The following is a 22,501-nucleotide window of genomic DNA, read 5'->3' on the forward strand; positions in this document are numbered from 1 at the left end:
CGTCCCACCGGCCCGTCCTGCATGTACGGCCGGACAGCGAGAAGGGCGCCGAGCACCGAAGCGAAGCGACACCGCCACCGCCCGGAAAATCGCGTCGCCCCCGTCCGCGTTCGGAACTAGCCTCGACCTCCATGAGCACCCCGCAGACGATCCACGACGTGCCCGTCCTGATGTGCGCCGCCGAGGGCGAGGTGATCGGCGGCGATCGCGACGTCACGGATCTGGTGGGCAACGCCATGTACCAGGGCGTCCAGTGGGTCGTCATCCCCACCGGGCGGCTCGACGAGGCCTTCTTCCGGCTGCGCACCCGCGTCGCCGGCGACATCATCCAGAAGTTCGCCAACTACCGGGTGGGGCTCGTCGTTCTCGGCGACATCACGCCCTACACGCAGGCCAGTTCGGCGCTCCGGGACTTCGTCCGTGAGTGCAACCGGGGGCGGCAGACGTGGTTCCTCGCCGATGTCGAAGAACTGCGGGAACGGCTGAAGGGCTAGCCGAGGCGCTGGTCGGCCGGGGCGGGTGTCGGGCCCGCGCCCGCCGCCGAGCCTGCCCCCGCCGCCGAACCCGCGCCGGCGGCCCGAGTTGCGGCCGTGGCCTTCGCGTACAGCGAGGCCGCGTAGTCGCCGAGGACCGTGCTGGTCGAGACGTCGTCGGTGTCGCCGCCGGTGAGGATGCCGATGATCTTCCCGTCCCGGGCGATCCACGCGCTGCCGCTCGTGCCGCCCGGGAAGTCCGCGCAGTCGAAGCGCTGCTGCGTCGCGCTCTCGCGGACCGCGACCGCCGTGCAGGTACGGGGCACCTTGCGGTCGGCCGGATAGCCGGTCACGGTGACCTCCTCGCCCCCGCGCCCGCTGGTGTCGAGCACGGCCGCACCGGTCACGTCCTCGATGGCGCGGCCGTTCGCGTCCGGGGCGAGACGGGCGAAGGCTAGGTCGTAGGCGTCGTCCGTGCCCTCGGACCAGCGGTCGTCCTCGAAGACCTCTTCAAGCTTCCATGTTCCGTACGGCGCGAAGCCGTTGGCGTATGCGGGCGCGAACACCGCTTCCCCGTCGGGCTGTTCTCCGTCGAGCAGGCAGTGCCCGGCGGTGACGATCAGGTTCCGGCCCGGGCTGCGCACCACGGTCGCGGTGCAGAAGTGGTCCCCGTCCAAGCCGCCCGTGAAGAGCGCGCCGGTGAAGGCGGCCGGGCCGCCGGGCCGGGGGGTGACGGGCGGCGGCAGCGTGGTCCCGGGCGGGTTGGAGAGCTGCGGCTTCGCCGCTTGCGATCGCGACGGCGTCGTCGCCGGCGCCGTAGGTCCCGCCTTCGCCCGCACGGCCGGGGTCCCTTCGGGCGGTGGCGCGAACTTGGCCATCGCCGCAGACGCCCCCAGCGCCGCGGCGGCACAGAGCACCACCGTCGCCAGAGTCCGCTTGTCCACCGGCATGATGATCCTCCTACTTTGCCCTGGCGAAGCATGCCTTGGGGGCGCGCCGGGGTGCAAGCGGGGCCGAGTGCCGCGCTGCGCTGTCAGTTCTCTCCCCTATCATCTGTTCGACTCCCGGCGGCCCGAGGGGGTGACGCGGGGGGATCGGGAAGTGATTCTTGATGAGAGGGCAACGGGGACTTGAAATTTGCGGGTAAGCGTCGAATATCCATCGTCGCGGTGTGTGCCGTGGCGGCGATCGCGGGCAGTGTGCAGCTCTCGGCCAGTGCGTTCGGAACCGAGACCGCGGAGCCGGAGGCCGTGACCTCGGCTTCGGCGCCGGCGGCCGTAGAGGAGCACGACGCCCACACGGACGACTCCACCTACAGCAGCGACAGCCCGGTCTTCAAGGACGGCGTCATGTCGCTCGGCGCGGAGGCGCCCCGGCCCGCGGCGAGGTTGGCCGCGGCCGCACCGCCCCAGGGCGATGGGTGGAAGCTGGTCGGTGCGACCAAGTGGCTGCAGACCGGCTACACGATCAAGTTCTACGATCAGAAGTCCGCGGACTGGCTGGCCCCGTACGTGCAGGCTTCCGCCGCCGACTTGCGGCGCATCACGAACCTGCCGGTCACCGTCGACACGAAGCCGGTCGGCTGGGACTACGCCAGGCCCAAGGGCGAAGTGGTCCTCGGGGTCCTGCACCGCCCATGCGTCCCGCCGGCCGAAGGCGGCATCATGGGCGACACGGGATGGAAGGTGGTCCGCGACGGGTCGGGCCGCGCGAACATCAGTTGTGGCTTCACCAGCTCTTCCGTGGCCGAGACCGTGACCAGCGGACACGCTTACATCGACAGTGAGTTCTTCACCTCGGACGGCAAGCCGACCGCCGCCATGGGCGAGACGCACATGCGCAACCACATCAGCCACGAGCTCGGACACACGCTGGGCCTGGCGCACGCCAACCGCAGCCTGAACAGGAGCGACTGCGTCAAGGGGACCGACTCCGGCCAGTTCCCGGTCATGTGCTCACCCGAACACGCCTACCAGGACAAGCGCGCGGGTACCTTCGTCCAGCAGTTCGACGTACAGGGCTGGCGCCAGCTCGCCGCCGGTGCCGGCGCCGCGCTGCCCCCACAGGGCAAGGTGAGCGGGCTCGCCGGCAAGTGCATGGACGTCAAGGGCGGGAAGGCGGCCAACGGCACGCAGATCCAGCTCTACACGTGCAACGGCACCTGGGCGCAGTCGTGGATCCTAAGCAAGGACGGCACGTTCCGCGCGCTGGGCAAGTGCCTGGACAACGCGGCCAACGCGGCCACCAACGGCAACAAGATCAGGCTCTATGACTGCAACGGCACGCCGGCCCAGCGGTGGTCCGTCAACGCGAAGGGCCAGATCGTGCACGTCGCGTCGGGCAAGGTTCTCGACGTGACCGGCGGCGCGACCGCCAACGGCACCGCGATCCAGCTCTACACGCCGAACACGACCAAGGCCCAGGTCTGGGTCACCCCGAAGTAGCCACACGTAGTTGCATGTACCGCATGTACCGCATGTACCGCATGTACCGCATGTACCGCATGTACCGCATGTAGCCGCATGTAGCTCCCAAGTAGTACGAGACGCAGGTCAGGGGCCGGCCGGGCACACGCCCGCCCGGCCCCTTCCCGTGGGGCGCGGTCGGCCCCTCCCCCTCGGGTCAGGCGCCCGGTCCCGCCCACAGCCCTTCCGCCGTGAGCCCCAGCAGATCGATCGCGTTGCCGCGCACGATGCGGTCCACCACGTCCGGCGGCAGGTGGCCCATCTGGGACTCGCCGACCTCGCGGGACTTCGGCCAGGTCGAGTCCGAGTGGGGGTAGTCCGTCTCGTAGAGGACGTTGCCCACCCCGATCGCGTCGAGGTTCTTCAGGCCGAAGGCGTCGTCGAAGAAGCAGCCGAAGACGTGCTCCGCGAAGAGTTCCGACGGCGGGCGGTGGACCTTGTCCGCTACGCCGCCCCAGCCGCGGTTCTCCTCCCAGACCACGTTCGCGCGTTCCAGGATGTACGGGATCCAGCCGATCTGTCCCTCCGCGTACATGATCTTCAGGTGGGGGAAGCGCTCGAACTTGCCGCTCATCAGCCAGTCGACCATCGAGAAGCAGCAGTTGGCGAAGGTGATGGTGGAGCCGACCGCCGGCGGGGCGTCCGCCGAGGTCGACGGCATGCGCGACGAGGAGCCGATGTGCATGGCGATGACCGTGCCGGTCTCGTCGCACGCCTGGAGGAAGGGGTCCCAGTCGTCGGTGTGGATCGAGGGAAGGCCCAGGTGCGGGGGTATCTCGGAGAACGCGACCGCGCGTACGCCCCGTGCCGCGTTGCGGCGTACCTCCGCCGCCGCGAGGCGGGCGTCCCAGAGCGGGATGAGGGTGAGGGGGATCAAGCGGCCGTGCGCGTCGGGGCCGCACCACTCCTCCACCATCCAGTCGTTGTAGGCCCGTACGCCGAGCAGCCCGAGTTCGCGGTCCTTCGCCTCGGTGAAGGTCTGGCCGCAGAAGCGGGGGAAGGTCGGGAAGCAGAGGGCCGACTGGACGTGGTTGACGTCCATGTCCGCGAGCCGGTCGGGAACCGAAAAGGACCCCGGGCGCATCTGCTCGTAGGTGATGACTTCCAGTTTGATCTCGTCGCGGTCGTACCCGACGGCGGTGTCGAGACGGGTGAGCGGCCGGTGCAGGTCCTCGTACACCCACCAGTCGCCGATCGGGCCGTCGTCGCCCTTGGCTCCCATGACGGGGGCGAACTTCCCACCGAGGAAGGTCATTTCCTTCAAGGGGGCGCGGACGACGCGTGGGCCGGTGTCCTGGTACTTGGACGGGAGCCGGTCCCGCCAGACGTGGGGGGGCTCAACCGTGTGGTCGTCCACCGAGATGATCTTCGGGAAGGTCTCCATCGTCCCACCGTAGCGCTGATCTGACGAACCGTCAGCTACTTGGGAGCCGATCGGTCCGTTACGGGCTGACGTGCAACCGCAACACAGGGCAGACTGACCCTTAAACCGACGGAAGGCAGGGGGGACGACAGATGGACGGCATACCGGCCATCCCGCACCCGCGGAACCACCCCGAGGCAGCCCGGCTCACCCCCACAAGCGCAGGTCCCAGAAGCACAGGTCGCACGAGCACAGGTCACACAAGCGCAGGTCCCACCAGCGCAAGTCCGTCAAGCGCAGGTCCGTCAAGCGCAGGTCCGTCAAACCCAGGTCCCGCCCGCACCGTCCGCACCGGCACGGCCACCGCGGGCACCGCATCCGCCACCACCGCCACCGCCGCCTCCACCGGCTCCGCCACCACCGCCTCCGGCGATTCCCGCTTCGCCGTCCTCGGCCCCATCCGCGCCTGGCGCGGAGCCGAGGCCCTGCCCTCCGGCACTCCCCAGCAGCGCGCCCTGCTCGCCGCGCTGCTGCTGCGCGACGGCCGCACCGCCACCGCGCCCGAGCTCATCGACGCCATCTGGGGCGAAGACCCGCCGCAGCAGGCCCTCGCCACCATCCGGACGTACGCCTCCCGCCTGCGCAAGGTCCTCGACCCCGGGCTCCTCGTCACCGAGTCCGGCGGGTACGCCATCCGGCTGCGCTCCACCGCCACCCTCGACCTCGGCGTGGCCCGCCGCCTCGCCGCCGAGGCCGAGGCGGCCCGCGCCGCCGGTGATCGCGCCCTCGCCCGTACGCTCCTCGCCCGCGCCCTCGACCTGTGGGACGGCGAACCCCTCGCAGGAGTCCCCGGCCCGCACGCGGAGACCGAGCGCACCCGCCTCGCCGAATGGCGCCTCCAGCTCCTGGAGACCCGCCTCGACCTCGACCTGGAGGTCGGCCACCACGCCGAGGCCGTCTCGGAGCTCACCGCCCTGACCGCCGCCCACCCCCTGCGCGAGCGCCTGCGCGAGCTGCTCATGCTCGCCCTCTACCGCAGCGGCCGGCAGGCCGAGGCCCTCGCCGTCTACGCCGACACCCGCCGGCTCCTCGCCGACGAGCTCGGCGTCGACCCGCGTCCCGAGCTCGCCGCCCTCCAGCAGCGCATCCTGAACGCCGACGCCGACCTCGCCCGCGCCGAGGACCCGGCCCCCGCCGCCGCGCCCGTCCTCGTGAGGCCAGCCCAACTCCCCGCGACTGTGCCCGACTTCACTGGCCGGTCCAGCTTCGTGGGCGAACTCGGCGCCATCCTGTCCGGCGGCGCCCACGGCCAGGTCATGGCCGTCTCCGCGCTCGCCGGGATAGGCGGCGTCGGCAAGACCACCCTCGCCGTGCACGTCGCCCACGCCGCCCGCCCGCACTTCCCCGACGGGCAGCTCTACGCCGACCTCCAGGGCACCGAGGCCCGCCCCGTCGAGCCCGAAGCCGTCCTCGGCTCCTTCCTGCGTGCCCTCGGCACCCCCGACACCGCCATCCCCGACTCCCCCGCCGAACGGGCCGCGCTCTACCGCTCCACCCTCGACGGCCGCCGCGTCCTGGTCCTCCTCGACAACGCCCGCGACGCCGCCCAGGTACGCCCGCTGCTGCCCGGCACCGCCGGCTGCGCCGCGCTCGTCACCAGCCGGGTCCGCATGGCAGGCCTCGCCGGGGCCCATCTCGTCGACCTCGACGTGATGAGCCCCGAGGAGGCCCTCCAGCTGTTCACCCGGATCGTGGGCGCCGAGCGGGTCGGCGCGGAACGCCAGGCCGCCCTCGACGTCGTCGGCGCCTGCGGATTCCTGCCGCTCGCCATCCGCATCGCCGCCTCCCGCCTCGCCGCCCGCCGCACCTGGACCGTCTCCGTCCTCGCCGCCAAACTCGCCGACGAACGCCGCCGCCTCGACGAGCTCCAGGCCGGCGACCTGGCCGTCAAGGCCACCTTCGAGCTGGGTTACGGCCAGCTGGAGCCCGCCCAGCAGCGCGCCTTCCGCCTGCTGGGCCTCGCCGACGGCCCCGACATCTCCCTCTCCGCGGCAGCCGCCGTACTCGACCTGCCCGAACACGACACCGAGGACCTCCTCGAAGCGTTGGTCGACTGCTCCCTCCTCGAATCCGCCGCCCCCGGCCGCTACCGCTTCCACGACCTCGTACGGCTCTACGCGCGTGCGTGCGCGGAACGCGACGAGCAGCCGCAGAGCGGGCGCGACGCCGCCCTCGACCGGCTGCTGGACTTCTACCTGGCCACCGCCTCCGGGGTCTACGCACTGGAACGCCCCGGCGACCGGCTCCCCGCCCACCTGTCCGCCACCTGCTACCCCGGCCTGGCCTTCACCGAGCCGCGCGCCGCCCTGGACTGGCTGTACGCCGAGGCGGACCCGCTGCTGGCCTGCGTCCGGCAGGCCGCCGTACGCGACGACGGTACGCGCGTCCTGCGGCGGGCCGTGGACCTGCTGTGGGCGGCCAAGGACCTCGCCGAGTCCGGGGCCAACTCCAAGCAGTACGAGTCGGCCGCCGTGGCCCTGCGCGACGCCGCGCACACCGCCCGGGACCCGCAGTCCGAGGGCCGCGCCCGTACCACCCTCACCAACGTCCACCTGGTCGCAGGCCGCTTCGCCGAAGCCGACGACGAGGCCCGCCAGGCCATGGCGCTCGCCCGCGAGGCCGGCGACCCGCTGCCCAGCTGCTGGGCGCCCAACGACCGCGGGATCATCGCCCTCTACCAGGGCCGCCACGCGGACGGCGAGCGGTACCTGCTGGAGGCCATCGAGAACTTCCGCGCGGACGGCAACCACGTCGGGGAGGCCAGCGCCCTGTGCAACCTCTCCCGGATCCACGTCGAGCTGGGCCGGCTGACCAGCGCCATCGACCTCGCCCAGCAGGGCATCGCCGTCTACGACCGGATGGGCCTCACCCTGCGCCTGGCGAACGGCCGCTACGCCCTGGGCATCGCACTCACCCAGGCCGGCCGGCTGGGCGAGGCCCTGACGCAGCTCGCCGAGGCGCTGTCGCTGTTCCACGACAACCGCCAGCCGCTGTGGGAGGGCGTGACCCATTTCCGGCTCGCCGAAGCCCACTTGGCGGCGCGCAGGCCCGCCCTGGCCGCCTCGCACGCCGAACAGGCCATCGCGCTGCGCGGCATCGGCGGGGAGTGGCGCCGGGCCACCGTCCTGACCGTCCTCGGCAAGGCGCTGCGGCGGCTCGGCCAGACGGACCGGGCGCGGGCGTGCTGGCGCGACGCGGAGGCCGTCTTCGCACAGCTCAGCTCGGCCGAACTGGCCGAGGTGCGGGCGCTGCTGGCCTCGGAGATCGCCGCCTGAACCCCATCCGGCCTGGGACTTCACATGATGAACGAGGCGTTCATCGTTCGTTTATCGCCCTCCGACAAGATAAGTACATCGACCCGGCGCGGCGGGGGGCACGCAGGTCGGTTGGAGGACCACCCGTTCGGCGGTCCGCGGGGGAATCGCCGAACGGGTCCTACCCATCCATCAGGAGATCCGATGACGACGAACGAGAACATCCTGCCGATCGACGGCGACATCAAGCCGCTGGACAACCACGCCTCGGGTGTCGAGATCACACCGCTGGACAATCACGCGTCGGGCATCGAGATCAAACCTCTCGACTCCACCCCGGTCGTGCCGGGCGAGGAGATCCAGACCCTGGACAACCACGCGTCCACGCCGCGTCCGTAGCGGAGGTCGCACCGGCCCACGGGGGAATCACGGGGGACGGGGGAGCACGGGGGAGCAGGGGGGCAACGGGGGAACGGCGGTCGCGGTGGCCAGGAGGGGAGCCACCGCGACCGCCGCGTTTGCGTGTGCCCGCTCCTCCCCCGACGGGTCCGGCGCACCCGGCGCACCCACGGCTCACTTCGGCCGGGCCCGGCGCCTGCCCACCGAATCCCCGACCGGTCACTAGGCTGGGTGGGTGTTCACCAGCCACGGGCCGAGCGTCCGCGAACTCGCCGCGCAGGCCCTCACCTCGGTCGAGCGGGGCTACGACCTGCTCGCGCCGAAGTTCGACCACACGCCCTTCCGCACCCCGGACCGGATGCTCGACGCGGTCGAGGAGACCCTCGCCGAGCGGGAGGGCTCCTTCGGCGCCGGGCTGGACGTCTGCTGCGGCACCGGCGCCGCAATCGGCATGCTCCGTCGGCTGTGCCGGGAGCGGGTGACCGGGGTGGACCTCAGCGCGGGCATGCTGGCCGAGGCCGAGCGCGTCCACGGCCGGCGCCCCGGACCCGACGCCGGGCCGGGGCGGGACCCCGGCCAGGCCCATGCGTCCGCGTCCCCGCCGGTGGACTTCGTACGGGCCGACGCGCGGGCGCTTCCGCCCGCGCTCGGGGACTCGTACGACCTCGCGGTGAGCTTCGGGGCCTTCGGCCACTTCCTCCCGTCCGAGCGGCCCGCCCTCTTCGCCGGCGTCCACTCCGCACTGCGCGCGGGCGGGCTCTTCGCCTTCCCCATCGGCGCCCCGATCCCGCCCGCCTCGCCGCTGTGGTGGGCGGTGACCGGCTTCGACGCGGCGATGCGCGTGCGCAACGCGGTGTGGCGGCCGCCCTTCGTCATGTACTACCGGACCTTCCCGCTGAGCGGCGTCCGCAGCGACCTCCAAGCGGCCGGTTTCACGGTGGAGACGGTGCCGCTGGAACACTTCGGCCGCCGCCCCGTGCGCTCTGCCCAGGCCGGAGGGCGAGGACAGAGCAGCCCCCGGTGGCGCCTGGTCCTGGCCCGCCGCGGCCCGGCCGGGGGTTAGCGGGCCCGGAGCTCCCGCTTCAGCACCTTGCCGCTCGCGTTGCGCGGCAGGCCGGTGACGAATTCCACCGCCCGCGGCACCTTGTAGTTGGCCATCTCCCGCCGGGACCAGGCGATCAGGTCGTCGGCGGTGAGCGTCGAGCCCGGGCGCCGGACCGCGTACGCCTTGCCGACCTCGCCCAGGCGCGGATCCGGGATGCCGACGACCGCGACGTCCGCGATGTCCGGGTGCAGGCCGAGGAGTTGCTCGATCTCGGCCGGATAGGCGTTGAAGCCGCCGACGATGAACATGTCCTTGATGCGGTCGGTGATGCGGAGGTTGCCGCCCGCGTCGAGGACTCCGACGTCGCCCGTACGCAGCCAGCCCTCCGGTGTGATGGCCCTGGCGGTCTCGGCCGGGTCCTCGAAGTAGCCCCGCATCACGTGGTGGCCGCGGACCCACACCTCGCCCGCCGCCCCGGCGGGCAGGGCCCGGCCCGCGGGGCCGGTGATCCGTATCTCGGTGCCGGGGATGGCCCGCCCCGAGGTGGCGGCGATGACCTCCGCCGGGTCGCCCCTGCGGCACATGGTGACGATGCCGCCGGCCTCGGAGAGCCCGTACGCCGTGAGCACGACGCCGATGCGCAGCTCGCTGCGGAGCCTCTCGACGAGCCGGAGCGGGACGACGGCCGCGCCGGTGACGACCAGGCGCAGCGCGGACAGGTCGTGGTGGTCGCGCTGGGGGTGGTCGAGGAGGGACTGGTGGAGGGTGGGCGGCCCGGGGAGTACGGAGATCCGCTCGGCGGCGATGTTGGCGAGGACGGTGTCCACGTTGAAGACGGGCTGCGGGACCATCGTGGCCCCGCGCATCAGGCAGGCGATGATGCCGGCCTTGTAGCCGAAGGTGTGGAAGAAGGGGTTCACGATCAGGTAGCGGTCGCCCTCGCGCAGTCCGGCGAGCTCGCTCCACACGTCGTAGCAGCGCAGGGACTGGGCGTGGGTGATGACCGCGCCCTTGGGGCTGCCGGTGGTGCCGGAGGTGAAGATGATGTCGGAGGGTGCTTCGGAGGGGATGGACTCGGCGCGCTCGCGGACGGCCGCGGCCGGTACGCCGTCGCCGCCCGCCAGGAAGTCCTTCCAGGTGCGGAAGGACTGGGGGGCGTCCTCGGCGAGGACGACGACCTGGTCCAGGTGCGGAAGCCCGGGCAGTGGGCCGGCGCCCGGCCCCTCGGCGGTGGCGCGGCGCAGGGAGGCGACGTAGGAGGTGCCGAGGAAGGTGCCGGTGACGAAGAGCAGGCGGGCCCGGCTGCTCTGGAGGACGTACGCCGCTTCGGCGCCCTTGAAACGTGTGTTGAGGGGGACCAGGACCGCGCCCGCCGAGACGGCTCCGAGCGCGGAGACGATCCACTCCAGGGTGTTGGGTGCCCAGACGGCGACCCGGTCACCCGGCTCGACCCCGGCGGCGATGCAGGCCGCCGCGGCGCGTTCGACGCGCTCGCCGAGCTGGGTGTAGCTGATCCGGACCCGTCCGTCGACGACGGCCTCGCGGTCGGCGTACCGCGCCGCCGCCGCGCGTACGAGCCGGGCGATGCTGCCCCAGCGCAGGTCCCCGCGTACGCCCTCGCCTGCTTCACCGCCTGCTTCCCCGATCACGCGCTCGTCCATCGTCCGCCCTCCCGGTTACCCCGTAGCTGACTATCCGTCAGATTAGCTGTACCCTTCGCGGCTGTCAGCACTGACGCACCCCGGAGGTGGCGATGGCGGCAACGCTCAAGGACGCTACGGCGATAGTCGGCATCGGCCAGACCGCCTTTGCCAGACAACTGCCGGAGTCGGAGAAGGAATTGGCCTGCCGCGCCATCCTGGCGGCGCTCGCCGACGCCGGCGTGGAGGCCCGCGAGGTCGACGCCTTCGCGTCGTACACCATGGAGGAGACCGACGAGGTCGAGGTGGCCAAGGCCATCGGCGCCGGCGATGTCACCTTCTTCTCCAAGGTGGGCTACGGCGGCGGCGGTTCCTGCGCCACCGTCGGCCACCTCGCGGCCGCCGTGGCCACCGGCCAGGCCACCGTCGGCGTCGCGTGGCGCTCGCGCAAGCGCGGCTCGGGCCCGCGTCCCTGGAAGAACACCGCCGTCCAGCTGCCCACCCCCGGCCAGTGGACCCGCCCCTTCGGGCTGCTGCGCCCCGCCGACGAGATCGCCATGCTGGCCCGCCGCTACATGCACGAGTACGGCGCCACCCGCGACCACCTCTTCAACGTGGCGATGGCCTGCCGCAACCGCGCCAACGAGAACCCGGCCGCGATGATGTACGAACGCCCGCTGACCCGCGAGATGTACATGACCTCCCGCATGATCAGCGAGCCGCTCTGCCTCTTCGACAACTGCCTGGAGACCGACGGCGCGCTGGCCTGCGTGATCGTCTCCGCCGAACGGGCCCGGGACTGCCGCCAGAAGCCCGTCTACGTGCACTCCGTCGCCCAGGGCCTGCCCGCCCAGCACCACGGCATGGTCAACTACTGGAGCGACGACCCGCTGTCCGGGCCCGCCTGGACGGCGGCCCGCCACCTGTGGAAGCAGGCCGACTTCGGCCCGCAGGACGTGGACGTCGCCCAGATCTACGACGCCTTCACGCCCCTGATCCCGCTCTCGCTGGAGGGCTACGGCTTCTGCGGGCGCGGCGAGGGCGGTTCCTTCACCGAGGGCGGCGCCCTGGAGACAGGCGGTCGGCTCCCGATCAACACCGGTGGCGGCGGCCTGTCCGAGGCCTACGTACACGGCTTCAACCTGATCAACGAAGGCGTCAAGCAGCTGCGCGGCGTCTCCACCGCCCAGGTGCCGGACGCCTCCACCTGCCTGGTGACGGCGGGCGAGGGTGTCCCGACGTCCGCGATCCTGCTTCGAACCTGAGGAGAGCCGCGCCATGACGACCACCGAGGAATCACTCACCAGGGAACCGGGCCCGGAGCCGGGGCCGGGCAGGGGGCCGGGCAGGGGGCCGGGGCCGGAGCCGGTCACCGGGGATTCGCTTCTCCTCCCGGTACCCGACGAGGACGGCGCCCCCTTCTGGGAGTACGCCGCCCAGGGCGAACTCCGCGTCCAGGCCTGCGCCGCCCCCGCCTGCGGCAAGCTCCGCTTCCCGCCCCGCCCCTGCTGCCCCCACTGCCGGTCGTTCTCCTCGGACTGGCGCCTGATGAGCGGGCGCGGCCGCATCTGGTCCTATGTCCGGCCGCATCCGCCACTGCTCCCGGCGTACGCCGCGCAAGCCCCGTACAACGTGATCCTCGTGGAGCTGGCCGACGCCCCGCACATCCGGCTGGTGGGCAATCTCGTGACCTCGGCCGACGCACCGCTGGACTCCGTCGACCCGGCCCGGCTGCGCATCGGCGCGAGGGTCCAGGTGGTCTTCACCGAGACGGGCGGGGTGGCCGTGCCGCGCTGGATCCCGGAGAAGCCGTGAAAACTGTGAAGGCTGTGGAAGCGGTGCAAGCCGTCCACTCGACCGTGCGGGTGGAGCGGGACAAGGCGAGCGGCGTCGCGGTCGTCACCCTGGACCGGGAGCACCGGCACAACGCCATCGACCTGGCGGCGGCCGCCGAGCTGAGCGCGGTGTGGAGGGAGTTCCGGTACGAGGAGGACGTACGGGCGGTGGTGGTGACGGGGGCCGGGACGGCCGCCTTCTGTACGGGCATCGACCGGGACGTGGAGGTCCCGCAGCCCCCCTCCCCGTACTCGGTGGACGATCCGCTGGTCGCGATCGGCCCCAAGGCGGGCGACCTGTGGAAGCCGGTGATCGCCGCCGTCAACGGCATGGCCTGCGGCGGGGCGTTCTACCTGCTGGGCGAGGCGGACTTCCTGATCGCCTCGGAGACGGCCACCTTCTTCGACCCGCACACGACGTACGGGATGGTCAGCGCCTACGAGGCCGTGTACATGGCCCAGCGCATGCCGTTCGGCGAGGTCGCCCGGATGTCCCTCATGGGCACGGCGGAACGGCTCTCCGCTCGGCGGGCGTACGAGATCGGCCTCGTCTCCGAACTGACCGCGCCCACGGAGCTGCTCGCGGCGGCCCTGCGCGCGGCGCGGACGCTGGCCGGCTTCCCGACGGAGGCCGTACAGGGCACCGTACGGGCCCTGTGGTCGGCGAAGCAGGCGGCGCTGCAGCAGGCCCTCGCGCAGGCGCCGGCGCTGATCGCGCTGGGGAACCTGCCGCCCCAGCGGCAGGCGGAACTCTTCGGGTCCCGTCGGCCGGGCGGGGACTTCCGGCTGCGCTGACGGGCGTGTCGCTAGGAGCGGGGCTTGGCGGGCTTGGGCTTGGGCTTCGACGTGGACGTCGGCGTGGACGCGGCGCCGGACCCTGTCGGCGTGGGGCCCTTCGGCGTGGAGCTGCTCGTGGCGGAGGAGGTCGGGTCGGCGAGGACGGTGATCGAGCTGATCCGGCACGTCCTGACCTCGGCGGCGCGCGCCGGATTCTCCAGGGCGACGTCGACCGTGCGGGTCTCGCGGGCCTCCAGGGTGACCTTGACGACGGTCGCCTCGACGACGGCATCTGACGCGGTCTCCCGGTAGAGCTCCATCTCGAAGGTCGCCTTGCGGGCCAGTCGCGAAATGACCTTGAGGGTGGTCACCGGCGGGTTGGCACCGACGCAGGTGACCACGACGGCCGTGGCCGGATCACCGCTGGGGCTGGACGAGGGCGTTGCGGTCGCCGTACTGCCGCTGCTGCCGCTCCTGCCGGAGTTCGTCTTCTTCTTGCTGCTCTTGGAGCTGGAGCAGCCGCCCCCGCCGCTGCTCTTGCTCTTGCTCTTCCCGCTGCTGCCGCTGCCGCCACTGCTGCCGCCGCTCGACGAGAACCCGGTGAGCGCGCACACGACGGTCACCACCACCGCGGTGAACCTGATACGACGTCCAGCCACCACGGCCCGAACCCCTCCCCCTGGACAACGGCGGGCCACGCTATCAGGCGGACCTGCCGGATGTGCGGCCCACGGGAGCCCGGCGTAGCTTGGGGATCAAGACCCCTACCTCGGAGGGTGCCGCGCATGATCCGCAACATACTCGGCTCGCTGATGGGTCTGATCGGAGCGACGGCCGCCGTCTGGAGCCCCTTCCGTGCCTGGTACGACGGCCGCCACGGACGCGACTACCGCGTGCAGGACCTCTTCACCGGCGCCGGGATCACCGACCACAAGGCGGCCCTGATGGGGTCGATCCTGCTGCCCTTCCTCGTCGCGGCCCTGTTCGCCCTGGTCGCGATCGTGCTCCGGTCCCGCCTGCTGATGGCACTGGCGGGGGTCGTGGTCCTCGGCTTCTCCGTCCTCTGGATGGTCCGCCAGGGCCAGGCCGCCGGCAGCCTCTCCGTGGGCAGCGACGGCCGGGGCCTCGGCGACGGCGTCGCGAGCGCCTTCGGCGCGGGCGCGCTGCTCATCCTGGCGGCGGCGGTCATGCGCGGCCGCCCCCGCCGCACCCGGGCCCGCCACACGGCCCCGGACTCGCCGGAGTCCCCGGACCACCGGGACTATCCGGACCACCGGGACCACCGGGACCACCCGGACCGCCGGGACTATCCGGACCACCGGGACCACCCGGACCGCCCGGACCACCGGAACCACCCTGACTACCCGGCATCCCCGGACTCGCCCCCGACCACCCCACCCCACGACCCCGGGCCGCCGGCCCCGCCTCGGGACCGTACGTAGCGCCGTGGTGAGGTGCCGGACGTGACGGCGGCCCCGGCCCCCTGAAGGGGACGGGGCCGGCCAGCCGTAACGGGCGGGGTGGGGATCAGGCGGCGTCGACGACGCCCGAGGCCGCGATCTCGATCTTGGCGCGGGTGGCGCCCGACGGGGAGCCCAGGGACTCGATCTTCTGGACCAGGTCCGAGCCCTCGACGACCTCGCCGAAGACGACGTGCTTGCCGTCGAGCCACGGGGTCGGGACGGTGGTGATGAAGAACTGCGAGCCGTTGGTGTTCCGGCCGGCGTTCGCCATCGACAGCAGGAACGGGCGGTCGTGCTTCAGCTCGAAGTTCTCGTCGGCGAACTTCTCGCCGTAGATGCTCTTGCCGCCGGTGCCGTTCTGGTTGGTGAAGTCGCCGCCCTGCAGCATGAACTGCGGGATCACACGGTGGAACGGCGAGTCCTTGTAGCCGTAGCCGTGCTCGCCGGTGGCGAGCTCGCGGAAGTTCTTGGCGGTCTTCGGAACCACGTCGTCGAAGAGGTTGAAGACGATGCGGCCGGCGGACTCGCCGTTGATGTTGATGTCGAAGTAGACGTTGCTCATGGGGTCCATCCTGTCACTCCCGGTACGGTGCGCGACCCGGAGGGCCCGTTCGGCGCCTCAGTGGGCGCCTCAGTGGGCGCCTCGGTGGTCACCTCAGTCGGCGTCTTACGAAGAAGCCCCGGCCGTACGGGTGCCCGTCCCCTTCGCCGCGTCCAGGGCGTACACGCAGCGGTCCTTGCTGCACGCGTAGACCACGCCCGCCTCCGCTACCGGCGCACCCGTGATCTCCCCGCCCGTGGCCAGCTTCCAGCGGAGCTGGCCACCCGCCGCGTCCAGGGTGTACAGGCAGTGGTCCGCCGAGCCGAAGTGCACCCGGCCGTCGGCGACCGCCGGCAGGCCGGTGATCTCGCCGCCCGCGGCGAAGCGCCACTTCGGGGTGCCGGTGACCGCGTCGAGCGTGTACAGCGCGCTGCCCGCGCCCAGGTGGACGTTGCCGTTGGCCACCAGCACCGGGTCCGAGGACGGCCGCGACTCGGTCGCGATGCGCCAGCGGTCCTTGCCGGTGGCGGCGTCCAGGGCGTAGACGGTGCCCAGGTAGTCGGCGAGGTAGACCCCGCCGCCCGTGACCGCCGCGCCCGGCGCGAAGGCCGGGGCCGCCAGGAAGACCGCGGGGGCCTCGAAGTGCCAGCGGACCCGCCCGGAGGCCCGGTCCACGGACAGGACCCGGGTGCCGGCGGTGACGTAGACATTGCCGTCCTGGGCGGGGGTGACCCGTACAGGGACGTTCCCGCAGGAGGCCGCGTCGCCGACCGGGTACGACCAGCACTCGCGGCCGCTGCGGGCGTCCAGGGCGCGCAGCCGCGCGTCCTGCCACACGTACACCGTGCCGTCGTGGAGGACGGGGGCCGCCTCCGGGGTCTCGAACTCGGTCTGGGCGCCGGTCAGCTCCCACAGCTTCTGGCCGTTCGAGGCTTCCCAGCCCTGTACGCCGCCACCCCGCGTGGCGGTGACGACCGTGCCGCGGTCGGCGCGCAGCGCGTACACCCAGGCGTCGGTGGACAGCCGCCACCGCTCGGATCCGTCGGTGGCGTCGAGCGCGTAGAGGGAGGGTCCGTCGGAGGCGTGGATCCTGCCGTCCGAGACGGCCATCGACCAGGCGACGTCGCGCGTCTTGAACTGGCGGCGGCCGCTGGCCACGTCCAGGGCGTGCACCTCGAAGGAGGTGACGTAGAGCAGGTCGCCCGCGACGGTCGGGGTGCCCCAGACCTCGTTGGACATGCGGAAGCGCCACGGGCGCCAGCGGCCGCTGTCCGGACCCGGGTGCCCCGGGCTCGGTACGGCCGGCAGGGCCGAACCCGGGGGAGACGGTGACGGGGACGGAGACGGGGACGGTGGCGCGGACGCCGCGCCGCCGGGCGGGCGGACCCAGCCCGTCGCCAAGTCCGCGGCGGCGGGGGCGGGGGCGTGCGCGGCGGCCGGCGCGGCGGCCGCCGCCCGCGGTCCGGGCCCGATCGGCACCGGGGAGCCACCGATCCGGACGGGCTCGCCCGAGCGCACGGGGGACATCGGCGGGTGGTGCGGGCGCTGCGGGACGGCCTGGCCGGTGCGCGGGTCCACCCAGGCCTCGCCGCCACGCGGACGGCGGTGGGTGGGGGCCGCCGGGGCGGGCCCGCGGGATCCGGCGCCGCCGGGGCCACCAGGGCCGCCGGGGCCGCCGGGGCCGCCGGGGCCGGGTACGACCGGTGCGGGAGGCGTACGGTTCCCCGCCCGCCGGGCCTCGATCATCGCGACGGCCCGCCCGGGCAGCCACGCCGAGGCGGTCCCGCTGTCGTCACCGCCGTCGAAGAGGTGCGGGGCCAGCTGCGCCTGGAGGTCGGCCGGGGTCGGGCGCTGAGTGGCGTCCATCTTCATGCACGACTCGATCAGCGGCCGCAGCTCCTCGGGCAGCCCTTCCAGGTTGGGTCCCTCGCGCAGCAGCATGAAGACCGTCTCCACCGGGTTCGCCCCGTGGTACGGCGGGTGCCCGGTCGCCGCGAAGACCAGCGTCGAGCCGAGCGAGAAGACATCGCTGGCGCCCTTGACGCTGCGCGAGTCCTTCGCCTGCTCGGGCGACATGTAGGCGGGGGTGCCGACGGCGACGTTCGTCATGGTCAGGCGGGTGTTGGAGACGCCGCTCGCGATGCCGAAGTCGATCACGCGGGGCCCGTCCTCGACGACGAGCACGTTGGACGGCTTCAGGTCGCGGTGGACGAGACCGGCGCCGTGGATGGACTGCAGCGCCTCGGCGATTCCGGCCGCGAGCCACCGTACGGCCTGGGCTGGCATGGGCCCGCACTCGTTGACGATCTCCTCCAGGGAGGGCGCCGGGACGTACGCGGTGGCCAGCCACGGCACGGCCGCCCGCGGATCGGCGTCGACGACGGCCGCGGTGTAGAAGCCGGACACGGCGCGCGCCGCCTCCACCTCACGGGTGAACCGCACCCGGAACAACTGGTCCTCGGCGAGCTCGGTGCGCACCGTCTTGATCGCGACCCGCCGTCCGGACGCCGACCGCGCGAGATAGACCAGCCCCATGCCGCCGGCGCCGAGCCGTCCCAGCACCTCGAAGGGGCCGATCCGTCTCGGGTCGTGCTGCGTCAGCTGCTCCACCACTCGCCTCCACACCTCCCCGTACGGGCCCTCACCGGGCCCGCTCCACCAGCACGCGCACCGGTACTCGCACACGTACACGCACACGCGCCGGCACGGGGCCGTGCCCCGTGCAGCGTCTCACCCCGGGCGCCGCCCGGGTCGCGCAACCCGATTCTGTCAGGCCCGCGCCCGGTCCGGCCCCGGCCACACGACCGGGTGCGGGATTGCTCACACGACCTCGTGGCCGACGCGGTGCGCGGGGCCGGTGGGGGAACCGGTTCCGAACGGGGTGCGACACCTGATGCGGGGCGCGTACGAGACCCGGGCGAGGCCTCGTGCGAGACCCGGGCGAGGCCTCGTGCGAGACCCGGTGCGCGGCGGTCGCGCGGCAGCTAGACGACCGGCTTCGACCGCGGTTCCGAGAGCAGCCCGAAGACCGCCCCCTGATTGTCGGCGACAACCGCGATCCGCCCGTACGGCGTGTCGAAGGGGTCGGCGGTGACCCTGCCGCCGAGCCGCTGCGCCATGGCGACGGACTGGTCGCAGTCCGGGACGGCGAAGTACACGAGGAAGTGCGCCGGCATGATCTCCGGGAAGGCGTCGGTGATCAGGCTGCGGCCCATGACGGCCGTGTCCGTTCCGGGCGTGCTGCCGGGCGGGGACCAGAGGCGGTACTCGACGCCGGCGTCGTCCTGGTCCTGCGGGACATAGCCGAAGACGTTCGCGTAGAAGACGTCGACGGCGTCGCGGGCGCGCGTGTAGACCTCGCTCCAGCAGTACGTGTACGGCTCCTGCTGGGCCTCGAAGCCGTAGTGGGTGCCGGGCTGCCAGAGGCCGAAGACGGCTCCGCCGGGGTCGGCGGCCATCGCGGCCGTGCCGTACGGGCCCACCGGCATCGGGTCCATCACCATCTGGCCGCCGGAGGCACGGATGCGGGCGGCGCACGCGTAGGCGTCGGCGGTGTAGAGGTAGACCCCCCACACGGTCGGCATCCGGCCGTCGGGCTTGGGGGCGAGGGCGGCGACGTTGCGCCCGCGGCTGTAGGCCTGCGTGTAGTTGCCGTACTCGGCGCCCGAGCTGTCGCCGAAGGTCCACCCGAAGAGCTCACCGTAGAAGCGCTTGCCCGCCTCGACGTCCGGAAGCGAGGCGTCGACCCAGCAGGGTTCGCCTTCCGCGAATGCGGCCATGAGCCCGGTTCCTTCCGTTGTGCGGGGTTATGTTCCTGCCCACCTGTCCCACCTGCCCCACCCGTCCTACCTGTCCCACGCCTCCCGATACCTGTCCCACCCCTCCCGGCCATGTTCCGCCCGAAAACTTGTCCACAGCCTGTTGATAAGACTATTCGGGGGATATCGCGAGGTTCCGGACGACGCGACCGGATGACGGGACCGAGGGCGCGGCGAAGGCTGGACGCCGCCGGGGAGCAGGGCGCGCGCGCGGGGCATGTGGGGCGCGCGTAGGGCGTACCCGGGGCGTATGTGGGGCGCATGCGCGGCACGCGCCCGGCCGGAATCCGCCCCCACGCCCTGCCAGGACCGGCTCCCACCCGGGCCGGAGCCCCCGTAGCCCCATTTGCAGGCGGCCGAATAGCGCGCCGATCACCCCTCGGTAAGCTGACGGCATGACAGGACAAGTACGCACCGTCGACGGGCGTGTCGCCGGCCGGCGCGGCCAGGCGACGCGGCAGAAGCTGCTCGACTGCCTGAGCGAGATGCTCAGCTCCTCGCCGTACCGCGACGTCAAAGTGATCGACGTCGCCCGCAAGGCCGGTACCTCCCCCGCGACCTTCTACCAGTACTTCCCGGACGTCGAGGGTGCCGTCCTGGAGATCGCCGAGGAAATGGCCACGGAGGGCGCGCAGTTGACGTCGCTCGTCGAAGGCCGGACCTGGGTCGGCAAATCCGGCTGGGCGGCCGCCGAGGAACTCGTCGAGGGATTCCTGGACTTCTGGCGGCGCAACGACGCGATCCTGCGGGTCGTGGACCTCGGCGCGGCCGAGGGCGACAAGCGCTTCTACAAGATCCGCATGAAGATCCTGAACTCGGTCACCAACTCCCTCACGGAGTCGATGAAGGAGCTCCAGGCCAAGGGCAAGGTCGACAAGGACATCAGCCCGGCGGCGATGGCGGGTTCACTGGTCGCGATGCTGGCCGCGGTCGCCTCGCACCAGAAGGGCTTCCAGACCTGGGGTGTCAAGCAGACCGAACTGAAGCCGAACCTGGCACTGCTCGTCCACCTCGGCATCACCGGCAAGAAGCCGTCCAAGTAACGGCGGACCCTTCCCGGGGTCCGCCGTCGAGGGTCCGACGTCCCGGGTCCGCCGTCGAGGGTCCGAACGCCCCGGGTCAGACGTCCCGGGTCAGACGTCCCGGGTCCGACGTCGAGCGTTCCGCCGTCCGCGGGCGGCTTCGTACCGTCGCGCGCGTGGGAGTGCCGTCGTTCGTTCGTCCTGCTCCATACCGTCCCGTGCGTCGTATCGTCGTGGGGCGTACAGCGGCGGGTGGCGGGGCGTACCGTCCTGGGCCGTAGCGCCGTAGGGCGTGGGCCCGTGTGCCGTGGGGCGTACCGTCGTGGGCCGTGCGCTGTGATCAGCGGCGCTCCAGGCGGAACAACCGGATCTCGCGCTCTATGCGCGCCTGGTACGTCGCGTACGGCGGCCAGAACGCCAGCACCGCCCGCCACGCCGCCGCACGATCCTCGCCTTCCAGCAGCCGGGCCCGCACAGCGATGTCCCGGCCCTTCCAACTCACCTCCGCGTCCGGGTGCTTGAGAAGGTTCCCGGTCCACGCAGGGTGTCCGGGCCGGCCGAAGTTCGAGCCGATCAGCAGCCAGCTCGCGCCTCCGTCCTCCGGCATGCACGCGAGCGGGGTGGTGCGCGGTTCGCCGGTCTTGGCCCCCTTGGCGGTGAGGATCACGCCCGGCAGCATCTGGGCGCTGAGCATGACCTTGCCCCGGGTCAGTTTGTGCACAGCTTTGTCCATCGCCGGGATGAAGTGCGGTGCGACCTTGGCGAACAGCCCCGTCGAGGAGACCTTCTGCATCAGCTTGACGCCGAGAGCCATCAGACGGCCACCTTCTCGCTCGGGGGTGGGGGCGTGACGCCGGTGGCGGGGGCGGGGGCCGTCGCGGGGGGGGGGGGGGGGGCCGTCGCGGGGGCGAAGAGGCCCGCGCGGGTGGCGGCGTGCGCCCGCAGCCGGTGGACGGGGCCGAAGAGCAGGTCGTCGGCCGCCGCCCGCTTGAAGTAGAGGTGCGCGTCGTGCTCCCAGGTGAAGCCGATGCCGCCGTGCAGCTGGATCGCCTCGCCCGCGGTCGCCCGAAGGGCCTCCAGCGCCTGGGCGAGCGCGAGGCCGCCCTGGTCCGGGTCCCAGGCGGCGTAGTAGGCCGCCGACCGGGCCGCCTGCACCTGGACGTACAGGTCGGCGAGCCGGTGTTTGACCGCCTGGAAGGAGCCGATCGCCCGGCCGAACTGCTCGCGCTGCCGTACGTACTCCACGGTGCGGGCGAGCGCCTGTCCGGCCGCACCGACCGCCTCGGCGGCCAGCACGGCGGAGGCGGTACGGCCGGCGGCGGCGAGGGCCCGGAGCGCGTCGCCCCCTCCCTCTTCGCTGACGCCGTCGCCGCCGAGCAACTCTGCGGGGGTGTCCCGTAGTTGGATCTTTGCCTGCGGGCGGGTCTCGTCGAGTACGGACTGCCGTGACCGTACGAGGCCGGGCGCGTCCTCCCGTACGAGGAACAGCAGCGTACGGCTCCGCGCGAAGCCCCCGGCGTGGGCGGCGACCAGCAGCAGCGAGGCGCTGTGCCCGTCGAGCACCTGGGCCACCTCCCCGTAGAGCCGCCAGCCCCCGGCGGCGGCGCCGTCTGCCCCGCCTGCGGCGTTGCCGCCCGAGGCGGGGGCGGGGCGTGCCTGGACGCCGCCCGCGCGGCCGCCGCCGGCCCACTCCCCGGCGGCGTTCTCGCCGGTCAGCGCGAGCGCGGTGGCCAGCGCCGGGCCGGGCACGGCGAGGGCGGCGGTCAGGTCGCCGGCCGCGAGCGGCGGGAGCAGCGCGGAGCGCTGGGCCGCGGTGCCGAGGGCGGTGATCAGCGGCACGCAGAGCGCGGCGGTGGCCAGTAACGGCGAGGGCAGCAGCGCCCGTCCGGTTTCCTCGCAGGCCAGGGCCAGGTCGGCGGGTGTGCAGCCGACGCCGCCGTACTCCTCGGCGATGGCGATGCCGGGCAGCCCGAGCTGCCGGGCGAGCTGCCGCCACAGCTCGCGGTCGTGTCCGGCGGCGGTGCGGACGGCTGCCTTGACGTCGTCCGGGCCGCAGCGTTTGCCCAGGATCTCGCGCAGGGTGCGGCGTATCTCGTCCTGCTCCGCGGTGAAGGCGGCATCCATCGTCGGGCTCCTCCCCGTATCTGACGGGCCGTCATGTTAGGGCGAGCGGCGGCAGAAGCACAGGGGTGGGACGGGCGGGGTGCCGAGGGGTCGGCCGCGGGGGCGGGTCACGGGGGTCGGTCGCAGGGGCGGTCGCGGGGGCGGTCGCGGGCGCCTGTCGCAGGGGCTCGTCGGGGAGGTCCGTCGCGGGCGCCTGTCGCCGGGGTCCGTCGCGGGGGTCCG

At 72.8% G+C, this 22,501-nt stretch carries 19 protein-coding genes; 10 read left to right on the forward strand and 9 right to left on the reverse strand.

Features of this window, described 5'->3' with window-relative positions; all coding sequences use genetic code 11:
* Positions 1 to 131: 131 nt before the first annotated feature.
* A complete protein-coding gene (locus tag ABZX75_RS08520) occupies positions 132 to 494 on the forward strand; it encodes a DUF4180 domain-containing protein (RefSeq protein WP_355409205.1) in 363 nt (120 codons plus the stop codon).
* Here ABZX75_RS08520 and ABZX75_RS08525 read toward each other — a convergent pair.
* Entirely contained in the window at positions 491 to 1,423 is a 933-nt protein-coding gene (locus tag ABZX75_RS08525) for a trypsin-like peptidase domain-containing protein (RefSeq protein WP_355409207.1), read from the reverse strand. The genes ABZX75_RS08520 and ABZX75_RS08525 overlap by 4 nt on opposite strands.
* A 228-nt stretch (positions 1,424 to 1,651) precedes the next feature.
* Between ABZX75_RS08525 and ABZX75_RS08530 the strand changes: the two genes are divergently transcribed.
* Positions 1,652 to 2,917: a ricin-type beta-trefoil lectin domain protein gene (locus ABZX75_RS08530; protein ID WP_355409209.1), complete on the forward strand. Its 1,266-nt coding sequence runs from the start codon at positions 1,652 to 1,654 to the stop codon at positions 2,915 to 2,917.
* A gap of 178 nt (positions 2,918 to 3,095) precedes the next feature.
* Here ABZX75_RS08530 and ABZX75_RS08535 read toward each other — a convergent pair whose 3' ends face one another.
* Positions 3,096 to 4,322, reverse strand: a complete 1,227-nt coding sequence (locus ABZX75_RS08535) for an amidohydrolase family protein (RefSeq protein ID WP_355409211.1) — start codon at positions 4,320 to 4,322, stop codon at positions 3,096 to 3,098.
* A gap of 131 nt (positions 4,323 to 4,453) precedes the next feature.
* Between ABZX75_RS08535 and ABZX75_RS08540 the strand changes: the two genes are divergently transcribed.
* The 3 genes from ABZX75_RS08540 to ABZX75_RS08550 all read left to right on the forward strand — a co-directional run bounded on the left by ABZX75_RS08540 (position 4,454) and on the right by ABZX75_RS08550 (position 9,077).
* The gene (locus tag ABZX75_RS08540) at positions 4,454 to 7,636 is read left to right on the forward strand and encodes a BTAD domain-containing putative transcriptional regulator (protein WP_355409213.1); all 3,183 of its coding nucleotides are present in this window, start codon (positions 4,454 to 4,456) and stop codon (positions 7,634 to 7,636) included.
* Positions 7,637 to 7,819: 183 nt separating this feature from the next.
* Positions 7,820 to 8,014 carry a hypothetical protein gene (locus tag ABZX75_RS08545; protein WP_355409215.1) on the forward strand — a complete coding sequence of 65 codons (195 nt, stop codon included), beginning with the start codon at positions 7,820 to 7,822 and terminating at the stop codon, positions 8,012 to 8,014.
* A gap of 235 nt (positions 8,015 to 8,249) precedes the next feature.
* On the forward strand, positions 8,250 to 9,077 hold the full coding sequence (locus ABZX75_RS08550) for a class I SAM-dependent methyltransferase (protein WP_355409217.1): 828 nt from the start codon (positions 8,250 to 8,252) through the stop codon (positions 9,075 to 9,077).
* Here the strand turns inward: ABZX75_RS08550 and ABZX75_RS08555 are convergent.
* Positions 9,074 to 10,720, reverse strand: coding sequence for a FadD3 family acyl-CoA ligase (locus ABZX75_RS08555; protein ID WP_355409219.1), 1,647 nt, complete (start codon positions 10,718 to 10,720; stop codon positions 9,074 to 9,076). The genes ABZX75_RS08550 and ABZX75_RS08555 overlap by 4 nt on opposite strands.
* Positions 10,721 to 10,812: 92 nt before the next feature.
* Here ABZX75_RS08555 and ABZX75_RS08560 point away from each other — a divergent pair, with 92 nt between their 5' ends.
* Genes ABZX75_RS08560 through ABZX75_RS08570 form a run of 3 tightly spaced genes read left to right on the forward strand, consistent with a single transcriptional unit; the run spans position 10,813 to position 13,329 of the window.
* Positions 10,813 to 11,964, forward strand: coding sequence for a lipid-transfer protein (locus ABZX75_RS08560; protein WP_355409221.1), 1,152 nt, complete (start codon positions 10,813 to 10,815; stop codon positions 11,962 to 11,964).
* 13 nt (positions 11,965 to 11,977) lie between these two features.
* Positions 11,978 to 12,514, forward strand: a complete 537-nt coding sequence (locus ABZX75_RS08565; RefSeq protein WP_355409222.1) for an OB-fold domain-containing protein — start codon at positions 11,978 to 11,980, stop codon at positions 12,512 to 12,514.
* On the forward strand, positions 12,511 to 13,329 hold the full coding sequence (locus tag ABZX75_RS08570; protein ID WP_355409224.1) for an enoyl-CoA hydratase/isomerase family protein: 819 nt from the start codon (positions 12,511 to 12,513) through the stop codon (positions 13,327 to 13,329). Before ABZX75_RS08565 ends, ABZX75_RS08570 begins: the two co-directional genes overlap by 4 nt.
* Positions 13,330 to 13,340: 11 nt before the next feature.
* Here the strand turns inward: ABZX75_RS08570 and ABZX75_RS08575 are convergent, their stop codons facing one another.
* On the reverse strand, positions 13,341 to 13,970 hold the full coding sequence (locus ABZX75_RS08575) for a hypothetical protein (protein ID WP_355409226.1): 630 nt from the start codon (positions 13,968 to 13,970) through the stop codon (positions 13,341 to 13,343).
* A 126-nt stretch (positions 13,971 to 14,096) separates the two neighbouring features.
* On the opposite strand from ABZX75_RS08575, the gene ABZX75_RS08580 reads away from it, so the two are divergent.
* Positions 14,097 to 14,753 (forward strand): hypothetical protein, encoded by a 657-nt coding sequence (locus ABZX75_RS08580; protein WP_355409228.1) that lies wholly within the window; start codon positions 14,097 to 14,099, stop codon positions 14,751 to 14,753.
* 85 nt (positions 14,754 to 14,838) lie between these two features.
* Here ABZX75_RS08580 and ABZX75_RS08585 read toward each other — a convergent pair whose 3' ends face one another.
* The 3 genes from ABZX75_RS08585 to ABZX75_RS08595 all read right to left on the reverse strand — a co-directional run bounded on the left by ABZX75_RS08585 (position 14,839) and on the right by ABZX75_RS08595 (position 19,094).
* Positions 14,839 to 15,336 carry a peptidylprolyl isomerase gene (locus ABZX75_RS08585; RefSeq protein WP_355409230.1) on the reverse strand — a complete coding sequence of 166 codons (498 nt, stop codon included), beginning with the start codon at positions 15,334 to 15,336 and terminating at the stop codon, positions 14,839 to 14,841.
* Positions 15,337 to 15,441: 105 nt separating this feature from the next.
* Entirely contained in the window at positions 15,442 to 17,928 is a 2,487-nt protein-coding gene (locus ABZX75_RS08590; RefSeq protein ID WP_355409232.1) for a PQQ-binding-like beta-propeller repeat protein, read from the reverse strand.
* 371 nt (positions 17,929 to 18,299) lie between these two features.
* The gene (locus tag ABZX75_RS08595) at positions 18,300 to 19,094 is read right to left on the reverse strand and encodes a VOC family protein (protein WP_355409234.1); all 795 of its coding nucleotides are present in this window, start codon (positions 19,092 to 19,094) and stop codon (positions 18,300 to 18,302) included.
* 434 nt (positions 19,095 to 19,528) lie between these two features.
* Between ABZX75_RS08595 and ABZX75_RS08600 the strand changes: the two genes are divergently transcribed.
* Complete coding sequence (locus ABZX75_RS08600) at positions 19,529 to 20,176, forward strand: TetR family transcriptional regulator (protein WP_355409236.1); 648 nt, start codon at positions 19,529 to 19,531, stop codon at positions 20,174 to 20,176.
* A 319-nt stretch (positions 20,177 to 20,495) separates the two neighbouring features.
* On the opposite strand, the gene ABZX75_RS08605 is transcribed toward ABZX75_RS08600, so the two are convergent.
* Positions 20,496 to 20,969, reverse strand: coding sequence for a nitroreductase family deazaflavin-dependent oxidoreductase (locus ABZX75_RS08605; RefSeq protein WP_355409237.1), 474 nt, complete (start codon positions 20,967 to 20,969; stop codon positions 20,496 to 20,498).
* A complete protein-coding gene (locus ABZX75_RS08610; protein WP_355409239.1) occupies positions 20,969 to 22,279 on the reverse strand; it encodes an acyl-CoA dehydrogenase family protein in 1,311 nt (436 codons plus the stop codon). The genes ABZX75_RS08605 and ABZX75_RS08610 overlap by 1 nt, the downstream gene beginning before the upstream one ends.
* Positions 22,280 to 22,501: the final 222 nt, after the last annotated feature.

Origin of the sequence: Streptomyces sp. NPDC003038 (assembly GCF_040611115.1) — a bacterium.
Taxonomy (GTDB): Bacteria; Actinomycetota; Actinomycetes; order Streptomycetales; family Streptomycetaceae; genus Streptomyces.

Bases quoted from the DNA above. Each gene is read 5' to 3' on its own strand.
- ABZX75_RS08520 (WP_355409205.1), top strand. From the start codon at position 132: ATGAGCACCCCGCAGACGATCCACGACGTGCCCGTCCTGATGTGCGCC.
- ABZX75_RS08525 (WP_355409207.1), bottom strand. From the start codon at position 1,423: ATGCCGGTGGACAAGCGGACTCTGGCGACGGTGGTGCTCTGTGCCGCC.
- ABZX75_RS08535 (WP_355409211.1), bottom strand. From the start codon at position 4,322: ATGGAGACCTTCCCGAAGATCATCTCGGTGGACGACCACACGGTTGAG.
- ABZX75_RS08540 (WP_355409213.1), top strand. From the start codon at position 4,454: ATGGACGGCATACCGGCCATCCCGCACCCGCGGAACCACCCCGAGGCA.
- ABZX75_RS08545 (WP_355409215.1), top strand. From the start codon at position 7,820: ATGACGACGAACGAGAACATCCTGCCGATCGACGGCGACATCAAGCCG.
- ABZX75_RS08555 (WP_355409219.1), bottom strand. From the start codon at position 10,720: ATGGACGAGCGCGTGATCGGGGAAGCAGGCGGTGAAGCAGGCGAGGGC.
- ABZX75_RS08560 (WP_355409221.1), top strand. From the start codon at position 10,813: ATGGCGGCAACGCTCAAGGACGCTACGGCGATAGTCGGCATCGGCCAG.
- ABZX75_RS08565 (WP_355409222.1), top strand. From the start codon at position 11,978: ATGACGACCACCGAGGAATCACTCACCAGGGAACCGGGCCCGGAGCCG.
- ABZX75_RS08580 (WP_355409228.1), top strand. From the start codon at position 14,097: ATGATCCGCAACATACTCGGCTCGCTGATGGGTCTGATCGGAGCGACG.
- ABZX75_RS08585 (WP_355409230.1), bottom strand. From the start codon at position 15,336: ATGAGCAACGTCTACTTCGACATCAACATCAACGGCGAGTCCGCCGGC.
- ABZX75_RS08595 (WP_355409234.1), bottom strand. From the start codon at position 19,094: ATGGCCGCATTCGCGGAAGGCGAACCCTGCTGGGTCGACGCCTCGCTT.
- ABZX75_RS08600 (WP_355409236.1), top strand. From the start codon at position 19,529: ATGACAGGACAAGTACGCACCGTCGACGGGCGTGTCGCCGGCCGGCGC.
- ABZX75_RS08605 (WP_355409237.1), bottom strand. From the start codon at position 20,969: ATGGCTCTCGGCGTCAAGCTGATGCAGAAGGTCTCCTCGACGGGGCTG.
- ABZX75_RS08610 (WP_355409239.1), bottom strand. From the start codon at position 22,279: ATGGATGCCGCCTTCACCGCGGAGCAGGACGAGATACGCCGCACCCTG.